Source organism: Bacillus sp. JK106 (assembly GCF_053663355.1).
The window spans coordinates 1-10,791 of record NZ_JBSJQC010000009.1 but is presented as its reverse complement, the minus strand read 5'-3'; the positions used below and the strand labels follow the sequence as shown (position 1 = coordinate 10,791).

Below are 10,791 nucleotides of genomic sequence, written 5' to 3'. Positions count from 1 at the left end.
ATGTCCTGTAACGGCACCTGAACACCGAACTCTTTGGCGATGCGGGAGACGAGAGCCGTCGCTTTTAACGAATGGCCGCCCCGCTCAAAAAAGTGATCCCGGATGCCGACGGGTCCGTTTTTCAGCACCTCTTCCCAAAGAGCGCAAAGCTTCATTTCCGTGACGTTCCGCGGGGCTGTGTACGCCCGTCTGTCTGCCGATCCGCCGGGAGCCGGCAGCGCGCGGCGGTCAAGTTTTCCGCTCGGCGTGACCGGCCATTCGCTCATCTCTATAAACTGAGCCGGCATCATGTAGGCCGGAAGGCGTGCCGCGAGCTCCGCCCGCACGTCATCGCTTTTTCGTCCTTCAATATAGGCGTAAAGTGCGGTTTCGCCGTGTTCGGTCCGGGCGGTGACTGCCGCCTCACGAATGCCGTCGATGCGCCGGATCGCCGCTTCGATCTCCCCCGGTTCAATCCGGTAGCCGCGGACTTTCACTTGTCCGTCTGAACGCCCGAGCCATTCAACAAGGCCGTCTTCTGTCCAGCGTGCGATATCGCCCGTCTGATACATGCGTTCTCCCGGGTAAAACGGATCATCGAGAAAGCGCTCCTCCGTCAGCTCAGGCCGGTTCAGGTAGCCCCGGGCCACTCCTGTCCCCGCGATATACAGCTCTCCGATACAGCCCGGCGGCAGAAGCTGTCTCTTTTGATTTAAAATATACAGCCGCATGTTATGTCCGGAAATGCCGATCGGAACATTGTGAAATTCCTTTCCTTGCGGCAAATCAAAGTACGCCGCTTCTACCGTCGCTTCCGTCGGACCGTAGGAATTTGTCAATTCCGTTCCCGGCAGAAGGTCATAAAAACGGGAAACCAAGTGTGGGCCCAATTGTTCGCCGCCGGCAAAAACCCTTTTCAAGCAGGTCTTTTTGATCGGCTGTTTTCTGGAATTTATATATTCCAAGAAAGCATGAAGCATAGATGGCACAAAATGAGCTGCCGTTATGCGGTTTTTCTCTAATGCGTTCAGTATCATTTCAGGGTCTTTCTCGCCGCCTTGCGGAAGGAGAAAAACAGAAGCTCCCGCGATCGGCCACCAAAACAGCTCCCAAATCGAAGCATCGAAAGAGTATGATGTTTTATGCAGAATGGTGTCGGAATCCTTTAATCCATAACGCGTTTGCAGCGAGTATAAAAAGTTTACGGCTGACTGATGTTCAACCTGCACGCCTTTTGGGCGTCCCGTAGAACCGGATGTATAGATGATATAAGCCAATGAATCAGGTTTTACCGGAACATTGGGGTTGGCCGCAGCTTCCGGGTTTCCTGTTTGCCCGCTTTTCAGAGAGATCGTTTCTCCCTCAAAAAGATCTGGTGCGAAAAGTTCTGGTTCTGCCAGTAAGAATTTCACGCCGCTGTCTTTCAGTAAAAAGCGAATCCGCTCTTCCGGATAATCCGGATCAATCGGCAGATATGCACCGCCTGCTTTTAAGACAGCGTAAATGCCGATCAGCATGTCAGGAGAACGCCGGCCCATAATGGCAGTTTTATCCTCCAGCCTTATTCCCCGCTTGATCAGCCGGTGCGCAAGCTCATTCGCTCTTTCGTTCAGCTCCTGATACGTAATCGAAATGTCATCAGTTAAAATCGCCGGACGGTCCGGCGTTTTTTCCGCCTGTTGTTCCAGCAGATCATGAAGAGGCTGATGAAGCGGAAACGCCGTTTTCTGCAAGGGGCTGAAATTTTGAAGCAGAGACACTTCTTCTTTTTCTGACAAAACAGAAATATCGTCTAATTCCAAACTCGGATCAGCTGCGGCGTTTTCGGCAAGTGTCGTGAAAAATTCCGCCCATTTTTGAATCGTTTTTCTCTCAAACAAATCGGTGCTGTATTCAAACTGGCAGTACAATTCACCGGCGTTTTCGGAGATGTACAGCGATAAGTCAAATTTAGAAATCGGCAGGCTGACGTCTGCCGGCTGCAGTTCAAGTCCGGCTGCCCTAAGCTTCTGCTGTTCCATATTTTGCAGCGCAAATGTTGTGTCAAACAGCGGATTTCGGGACATGTCCCGCGGCACACCGAGCTTATCGACGAGCTCTTCTAACGGGTAATCCTGATGTTCGTAAGCCTCAAGCGCTGTTTGGCGAATTTCCTTTAAATATTCTTTGAACGTCATGCTTCCGTCGGGACGCGTCCTGAAAGCGAGCGTATTGACAAACATGCCCAGAACGGCGTCAAGGTCGGCATGAGGCCTTCCTGCAATCGGAGACCCGACAATCATATCTTCCTGTCCGCTTAAACGGGCTAACAGAACCGTGTACACACCGAGCAGCGTCATATAAAGTGTGCATTTGTTTTCTTTCGCCAGCTTTTTCAACTGTGCTGTATGTTTTTCGCTGATGACAAATGACACCCGGTCACCGGAAAAGCTCCGCACCGGGGGACGCGGCTTATCAGCCGGCAATTCAAGCACGGGAATCTCCCCGGCAAGCCGGTTCAGCCAGTATTCCTCTTGTTTCCGATATGCGGCGCCCGCCTTAAATGATTGCTGCCAGACGGCATAATCTTTGTATTGAATCCGTAACGGCGGCAGACTTCTCTCAGCATACAGCTCACTGAATTCACGTATCAAAAGATTGACGGATACGCCGTCTGAAATAATATGATGCATGTCAGCTAAAAGCAGTTGCCGGTCTTTTTCTATTTGGACAAATCCCGCCCGGAAAAGGGGCGCTTTGCCGAGATCGAACGGCCGGATAAACGATTCGGCTGATTGTTCTTTTGTAAATGCAAACGGCACTTCGTCATGAATTCTCTGCACAGGCCGGCCGTTTTTTTCTTCAAAGGACGTTCTGAGCGGTTCATGCCGCCGGATCAGCTCCTTGAACACGGCTTCCATCCTGTCTCGGTCAAACGGCCCCTTCACCTCTAAAACGGCTGGAATGTTATAGCTGACACCGCCATTTTCAAGCTGGTGAAGGACATACATCCGTTTTTGAGCGGATGAGACAGGATAAGTTTCTTTTGTTTCTGTCTTTTCTATGGATGCGAACGGATTCTCTTCTGCTTCACCGATGATTTTGGCGAGTTCTTCTACAGTCGGATAGCTGAAGACATCACTCAGCGGGATTTGCACGCTGCACTCTTTAGCTATTTTTGCAACGAGTGCCGTCGCCTTTAATGAATGGCCGCCAAGCTCGAAAAAGTGATCGTGAACGCCGATCGGGCCGGTTTGAAGCACTTCTTCCCATATGCGGGTAAGCTTCAGCTCGGTCACATTCCGTGGAGCTGTATATCGACGGCCCGCTGCGTACGCCGAAGCTTCCGGAAGGGCCCGCTGATCGACTTTGCCGTTTCCAGTGAGCGGAATCGAGTCAACGAAAGCCCATTTGACCGGAATCATATAATCAGGCAGCTCCTTGGCCAAATCACTTCGCAGCTGAGAAGGATCAGTCGCTTGTGAGACGCTGCAGTAGGCGCATAATTCATTTTCGCCCGACTCATTCGTTTGAATCAGCACGGCAGCTTCTTTCACGGCATGATGATTTGCCAGGACGGTTTCAATTTCCTTTGGTTCAATCCGGTACCCTCTGATCTTCACTTGATCATCTGTCCGGCCGATGTATTCAATTTGGCCGTCCGCACGCAGTCTTGCCAAATCTCCGGTCCGGTACATGACGGCGCCCGTTCTGAACGGATCCGGCAAAAATTTCTCTTCGGTCAGCGCCGGATTGTTCACATAGCCTCTTCCTGTATTCGCTCCGGAAATATACAATTCTCCCGCAATTCCGAGAGGCTGAAGCTGTCTGTTTTTGCTGAGAATATACATTTTGTTATGATGGATCGGTTTCCCGATCGGCGGATGTTCAGGTATGTCATCTCCCGGAGAAATCGTATACGTTGAAACCACATGGGTTTCTGACGGGCCGTAATGATTATGCAAATGCATACCGTGTAAACGGAGCGTCTGCCTGAACAAACGTGAGATAGTCAGCTGCTCCCCGGCCGTAATGACATGCTTCACACAGCGGGGAAAAGACTGTGCATAACCTTCTTCATTGAAAAGCATCTTGACAAACGCAGTCGGGAAAAACACCACCTCTGTTTTGTGCTGATCGATAAACGAATACAGCTGAGAAACATCCCGTTTGATTGATTCGGGCACGATACAAAGGGTGCCGCCGCTTAAGAGTACTGAAAATAACTCCTGATAGCAGACGTCAAACGCCAAAGATGCGTACTGCAGCACATTTGTGCAAAAATCAATGTCTGTGTTCGTCAATTGGTCAGAAAGAAGGTTGGCCATATTTTTATGTTCGAGCAGCACGCCCTTCGGTTTCCCTGTCGTACCGGATGTATAAATCATATAAAGGAGGTCGTCCGCCGTATTAATGGATTGCACATTGCTTCCGTCCGCTTCCGTCCCGGCCTCTTCTATATATGTAACCTGCAGCGTTTGTCCCGCGGGGAGTGACTGATGCCGCTCTGTTACAACATGGATGCAGCCGCTGTTTTCAATAACATATCGGATACGCTCCTTTGGACTGCCGGGATCTATCGGGACAAAGGCGCCGCCTGCTTTTAAAATACCGAGAACGGCCGCCGCTAAAGAAGGGGAACGGCCGAGCATGACGCCTACCGGCTCCTCCCGCTTTAATCCGCGTTTTTGCAGCAGACGGGCCAGCTTATTAGCCGATTCATTCAGCTCTTTGTACGTCACTGACCCGCCTTCATACCGGATCGCGATTTGATCCGGCGTTTGTGCGGCCTGCCGTTCAAACATCGCATGAATCGTGTCATACTCAGGCTTTTCAGTTTCTTCAGAAATCGGAGCAAGCAGCTGCTCTTTTTCCTCAGGAGTGATGATTACAAGCTTATCCGGCGTGATATCAGGTTTGTCGAGAATCTGGGAAACGATATGTGTCAAATGACCTTTGATATTTTCGATAAATTGGCGGTCATACACGCTTGAATCGTATCTCATTTTCAAATGAATCTCGTCACCCGGCGCCACCATAAGATAAAAACTGTAATTGGTTTCGTCTTCCATGCTGAAATCATGGATGTGAAAAAGGTCTTTCGTGTCCCCCTTGCTGTTCAGTACATCAAGCTCCTGTTCAACCGGATAATTCTCAAAGACGAGAATATGGTCAATTAAGCCTTGTTTTACCTGTGAATTCGCCTGTATATCATAAAGCGGATGATAGCTGTATGCCTGTCCTTTCAAAGCGTCCTTTTGCACGTTTTTGATCAGCTTTTGAAACGGGATGTCCGCCCCGCTGATCCGGACAGGCACGGTATTAATGAACAGACCGATCATTCGCTCGATGCCTTCGATTTCAGACGGCCTTCCGGAAATAACAGAACCAAAAACCGCATCTTCTGTCTGGTTATACGCCTGAAGCAAAATGCCCCAGAGCGTGTGGAAAATGGTGCTCAGCGTGACCTCTTCTTTCACGGCCAGATCTTTCAGCTTAGCCGTGTCCTCTTTTGAAAAGGAAAACGTCACTTCCTCTTGGCTGCTTTCGCCGGCTTTTTTCTGCTTCGGCAGAACAGTCTGCTGCTCAAAGCCTTCAAGGTATCGCTCCCAATACGAAGCGGCTTTTTCTTTATCTTGCTCCATCAGCCACTTGATGTAGGTCCCGTACGGCACAGCGGGCTCAAGCGTTAACGGTGTCCGGCGGAGCCGCGAGGCGTATATCTGGAAGAACTCTTTCAGCACGATTCCGAGACACCAGCCATCCATAATAATGTGATGAAAACTCCATATGCACGTATATTCACATTCACCGGTTTGAAGCAGCGTCACCCGCATCAGCATGTCTTTTTGCAGGTGAAATCCTTTCTTTCGGTCTCTTCGTTTGGCTTCTTCAATATGCTTGATTTGATCAGCCTTGTTTAAATTGGTGAGATTTTCCTCAATGATGCTGACGTTCCGCTCTTTTAATACGACCTGCTGCGGCACTGACACGTTCTGGCTGATAAAGATCGTTCTGAAAATATCATGTCTTTCGAAAAGGGCATGAACGCTCTCTTCAAACACGCGGGTGTCAACCTTCCCTGTTATTGAAAAAGAGGCCTGCTCGGCGTAAGCTTGTGATTCCTTTTGCAGGAGGGAATGAAAAAGCATTCCTTCCTGCATATAAGACAGCGGATAAATATCCTGAATTGCATTCTTTTTTGTCATGTTATAATCTCCCCGTCGCCTTTTTCTACAGTTCCTCGACAAAACTCGCTATGCTGTCCAAATCATCAGATGTTAACGTTTTGCTGCTAAAATCACTAACGGTTTTTTCTGCTTCCTCTTTGCCTGTGCAGTGCGCCATAATATCACGCAAATATTGCTGTAAAGTTTGCAGCAGCTGTTCCATCGTTTCTTTGCGGAAGCGGCTCGGCGGATAGCTCAAACTGAAGTGCAGTTTATGTTGTGCAGCCATCGCGCTCATTTCCACCGCTTGTTCCCGCTGCCATGTCGGCGTGATGTCGTGCCCGCTCGCAAGACCGGATAAACTGAATGTGTGCTGATCTTCTGTATCATTGAATTGCCCTAAATAGTTAAAGCTGATTTCAGGGGCTTGTCTGAAGCGGATTGTTTTTTGTTCAGGCGGTGTCATGTATTTTAAAATGCCGTAGCCTATTCCTTTATCCGGTATTCTTCCGAGTGTGTCTTTGACCGTTTTTACAGCCGTTCCAAGCTCAGCGCCTGCTGTGTTCAAGTCAATGAGCACCGGGTACATGGAGGTAAACCAGCCTACGGTGCGGCTGATGTCGAGCTCCGGCATGATGTGCTCTCTCCCGTGCCCTTCCATCGCGATGCGCAGTCTGCCGCCCCCTGTCCAGTCCCGTAAAGCCAAAGCTGCGGCAGTCAGAAGAATATCTTGCGTATCGGTATGGTAGGCCCGGTTGACCTGCTGAAGCAAAACGGACGTTTCTTCTTCTGTAAGCGTAAAGCTTACCGTTTGCCGAATGCTGTCGGCTCCCGTCTGATGCTGCGGTTTTTCATAAGGAAGTTCGGCGGCTGTTTCCTCTTCAATAAAACGCCAATATTCTTCTTCACGCATCAGCTTGCTGCTTTTTGCGTATTCTGAAAGCCTTACGGCGTATTGCTTAAACGAATCGGTCTTTGGCGGAAGCTGGACCGGCTGACCTTTTACGGCATGAGTGTAAGCGGCAGATAAATCCTCCAGCAGAATACGCCATGACACTCCGTCAACCGCCAGGTGATGTACGGTGATGAATAAATAATCCCCTGACCGGGTTTTGAACCATCCGGCTTTTAATAACGGCCCTTTTTCAATATCCATCCGCTGTTGGAGCGCAGCCACTTCATCTTCTATTTCTCTTTCCCAAGTATCTGTCTCAGACAGATCCCAAATGTCCAAGCTGTACAGTTCTTCTTTTTGAATACCGTGATTGATTTGTCTGATACTTTCGTTTTCTGCACTGACGGTGATCCGGAGTGCATCATGATGAATGACAAGATGCTCCAAAGCTTGTTTGAGCGGCTGTTTATGCAATGCGTCAGAGCTGAACATCATGACGGACTGATTGAAATGATTTCTGTTTTCCATCCGCTGTGATAAAAACCAGTGCTGAACGGGTGTCCAAGGTATGTCTCCTTCCACCGGCCGCTGATCGATGACTCTTTCCGCTTTCCGGATAAGAGGCGCGAGTTCCTTAATGGACGGATGCCGGAATAAGTCACTTGCCGTCATTTTCCACCCGTAGCGTCCGAGCCGTGCGGCAACTTGCAGCGCTTTGATTGAATCGCCGCCCAACTCAAAAAATGAATCCTCAATCCCGACTTGTTTTGTGCCGAGCACTTCCTGCCAGATCACGGAAAGCTGTTCTTCAAGCTCATTGCGGGGAGCTGTGTACGCGGTTTGAAGCGCAAGCTCCGGTTCGGGCAGATTTTTCCGATCCAATTTACCGTTCGGCGTAAGCGGCAGCTTCTCAAGTTCCATCATATAGGCCGGAACCATGTAATTCGGCAGTTGCTTAGAAAGTGAAGAACGCACTTTTTCTGTATCCATGTCCGCCTGCAGACTCATATATGCGATCAGTTCTTTATTGCCGGACTGCCCGGTTCTGACTGACACGGCAGCTTCTTTCACGCCGTCCAGGCTCCTCAGTGCGGCTTCAATCTCTCCCAGCTCGACCCGATAACCGCGGATTTTCACTTGATCATCCATCCGTCCGGCATATTCAATCGTTCCGTCCGGCAGCCAGCGGGCTAAATCTCCGGTGCGGTACATCCGTTCTCCGGGAACAAAAGGATTAGGGACAAATTTTTCTTCCGTCAGCTCAGGGCGGCCGAAATATCCTCTTGCCACACCGTCTCCGCCTGTGCATAATTCGCCGATGACGCCTATCGGCTGCGGTGTTCCCCTGCTGTTTATGATATATGCGGTTGAATTTCCGACAGGGCGGCCGATCGGGATTGAATGATCGTATGATTGTTCAATCAAAAAGCAAGTCGAGAACGTCGTGTTTTCAGTCGGTCCGTATCCATTCCATACTGAGAGATGCGGCAGCGCATTCCGAACCCGGTTTACATGGCTCGGGGACAGTGCTTCCCCGCCGATAATCAATCGGGACAATCCTGAAAACACGTATTCATTTTGTTCTGATAGATGATTGAACAAAGACGATGTCAGCCACAGTGTCGTAATGCCGTTTTGCTGTATAAATGTGTCCAGAACATCAGAGTCGAGATAGGTTTCCTGGTCACTTACATATAAAGAAGCGCCGTTTAAAAGCGGGCCGAATATTTCAAATGTCGTTACATCAAATCCTAATGATGAAGTAAACAACAGTCTGTCTTCCGGCGTAAAATCAATATAATTGCTGTTTTTCACAAGGCGGATCACGCTTCGCTGTTCAATCATGACGCCTTTTGGCGCACCTGTTGACCCGGACGTATAAATCATGTAGGCCAATGATTCAGGTCCGCCGAGCGTTTCGGAATTTTCCGAACTCAAGCCGGCCTTTGTTTGAATATCCTCTATGAATAAACGTTTTCCTGAAAGCGGCAGACCGTCAAGTTTATCAGATTGGAGAAGAATATCAGCTTTACAGTCTTTAAGCATCCACTCAGCCCGTTCCCGAGGCACATCGTCACCGATAGGCAAGTAGGCGCCTCCCGCTTTTAATATTCCGAGGATTCCGGAAGCAAGCTCTGTTGTGCGGCCGGTTAATAAGGCGACAACACTTTCCGGACCGACGCCATTTGATCGGAGAGCCGCCGCTATTCTGTTAGCCCGTTCGTTCAGCTCACGGTATGTCAAGATTTGTCCATCATATACAACTGCCCGGGCATCGGGGGTTTCTTCAGCCTGACGCTCAAATAAACGGCTGATGGTTTCGTGTCTTGGGTAATCGCTTTTCGTCTGATTAAACTGATAAATGACGCGATTTGTTTCAGCATCATCCAGTACGTGAATGTCACCAAGCGGTATTGTTTGGTCTTCAATTACTTTTGTAAGAATTCGGGTAAAGTAAGAAAGCCATTTTTCGATTGTCTGTTTTTGATAGATATCTGTATTGAATTCAAAATCAAAGCTGATGGAACCGTCAGACCCTTCCGCCGCGTAAAGCGTGGCATCAAACTTTGCGGTTTTATGACCTGTATCCGCAGCTTGAGTCAAATGCAGCTCATTTAAATTCAGGGATTCACGCTCCATATTTTGGAGCACAAACATCACGTCAAACAGCGGATTACGGCTTGTGTCCCGCTGCACGCCGAGCCGTTCCACCAGCTCTTCAAACGGGTAGTCCTGATGTTCATACGCTTCAAGCGCCGCCTGGCGGACTTCCGCCAAATAATCGGTAAACGGTTTGTCCCCCTTCGGCTCCGTTCTGATGGCGAGTGTATTGACGAACATCCCCAGAATCGGTTCAAGGTCTTTGTGCGGACGCCCGGCAATCGGCGAGCCGACGATGATGTCTTCCTGCCCGCTCAACCGCGCGAGTAACGTATTGTACGCGGCGAGAAGCACCATATACAAAGTGGAGCCGTGATCCCGGGCGATGCGGTGAAGGCCGGATGCCGTTTCAGCGTCAAGCGTGCACGATACGCTGCCGCCCGCAAAGCTTCTGACCGCCGGACGGGACTTGTCAGCCGGAAGCTCAAGCACCGGAAGCTCTCCTTCTAGCCGCTTCAGCCAATAGGCTTCCTGCTTCTGATATCCTTCTTTCTCCTGAAACGACCGCTGCCAGACGGCATAGTCTTTATATTGAAGGCGCATCGGCGCAAGCGAACGGCCTGCGTACAGCTCGCCGAATTCTTTTATCAAGGTGTTGACGGACACACCGTCAGAAATTATATGATGCATATCCGTTAATAAAAGATGGCGTTCGTCCGATTCTTTCACGAGAGCCGCACGGAAGAGCGGCGCTTCCTCCAGACAAAACGGCCGGACGAATGCGTCAGCTGACTCGGCCTCATCGAGCTGAAACGGTACGCTGTCATGGATGCGCTGCACCGGTTCGCCGTCAGGCCCCGTTTCAAAGGACGTTCTGAGCGACTCGTGCCGCTCCACAAGCTGCCGGAACGTCTCCTCCAGCCGGACACGGTCAAGCGGGCCCGTCAGTTCCAGCACAGCCGGCATATTGTAGCCGACACCGCCGTCTTCAAGCTGCTGGAGCACATACATCCGTTTCTGCGCCGAAGACACCGGGTAGGTATCTTGTGTTTGCGCAGGCTGAATCGCTTCATACGGGCTCTCTTCCAATTCCTGAATAACCGAAGCGAGCTCTTCCACCGTCGGCCGGGCGAAGATGTCCTGTAACGGCACCTGAACACCGAACTC

At 50.1% G+C, this 10,791-nt stretch carries 2 protein-coding genes; both read right to left on the bottom strand.

What is annotated here, in order from left to right:
• A partial coding sequence (locus ACWJJS_RS19800) for an amino acid adenylation domain-containing protein (protein ID WP_454023836.1) occupies window positions 1–6,167 on the bottom strand: 6,167 nt, incomplete at its 3' end.
• Window positions 6,168–6,192: 25 nt separating this feature from the next.
• The coding region (locus ACWJJS_RS19795) for an amino acid adenylation domain-containing protein (protein WP_454023835.1) at window positions 6,193–10,791 on the bottom strand (4,599 nt) is incomplete at its 5' end.